Genomic DNA, 1029 nt, shown 5'->3' with positions numbered 1-1029 from the left:
GTCAAAAAAAACCGCAGTGGACAACCCTAATCATGATTGATTCACTCATGGTTTAAAAACACTTGCAATGCTAGTGAGGAGTCTAAAGGGTTTTGTTTCTACAAGTGTACTAATGGCATCAAAAGGCATCTAGCCGTCGATATACTTGGCTTTCCCTTCTTTACCCACTGTACCAAAGAGGGCAATCTGGATTTGTGCCTGTGGCGGCTAGATGGGGGAAGAGAACGTTCAAATGCTTGGGTGAAAAGATGCAAAAGCTTAGTCAAAAACTTCGATCGCACACTCGCTCGTTCAAATGCCAAACTCAAGCTTTGCTTTATCAGACTGATGCTTAAAAGGTTGGAGTTTAGACTAAGCAGGTCAAAAAATATGATCGCTGTGAGACTAGAGAACAGTTCTCAAGAACGGCAATGGTCGCTGGTGACCAGCTATCAAACTCAGCCATAAGATAAATACCAGCGACCGTTGACGTTCTCGGAGACTTGCAATTCGAGAAAAAAACTGTCTGCGATAGTTTCAACAAACAGCATCAGGGTAGGAGATTGAGAATTCAGCTAAAAATCTCAAATCTACCTGCAATGAAGTTAGAACAATTACGGAAATTTCGTCAACTTGCTGAGGAATGAAAATTTAATAACACAAGCAAGGTATAATAAACAAATGAGTGATTAGAAAGGATGTAAAATTTCATTTTGGTGGTCAAGAATTACCCTTATTCGATGTTCACCTTGTTTTTTTCACTAATAATTAGTTCGTTGATTTCCTTCATTTTATTCAGGTAAATTTATGTGCTACTCCTCTGAAATTACTGCTCAGATGCGGAAACTTTATCAATCTCTATCTGAAAAAGATCGACGAAGATATGCAGCAATAGAAGCCGAAAAACTTGGTTATGGTGGAATTAGTTACATATCCCGAATTTTGGCAGCAGACAGAAATACAATAGCCAAAGGCATTAAGGAATTAAAAAGTGAATCAGAGACTACTTTTGAGCGACACATAATTCGTCAAAAAGGAGGAGGAAGAAAA

General features: G+C 38.6%; 1 pseudogene. It reads left to right on the top strand.

Annotated features, from left to right (window positions below):
• Positions 1-786 precede the first annotated feature (786 nt).
• Positions 787-1029: pseudogene (locus ACUVJL_RS39435) on the top strand (ISAzo13 family transposase); the annotation flags it as partial.

It is taken from the genome of Microcoleus sp. OTE_8_concoct_300, from assembly GCF_031383065.1.
Taxonomy (GTDB): domain Bacteria; phylum Cyanobacteriota; class Cyanobacteriia; order Cyanobacteriales; family Microcoleaceae; genus Microcoleus.
Note: the sequence above shows the minus strand (reverse complement) of the source record. Positions and strands in the feature narration are given on the sequence as shown.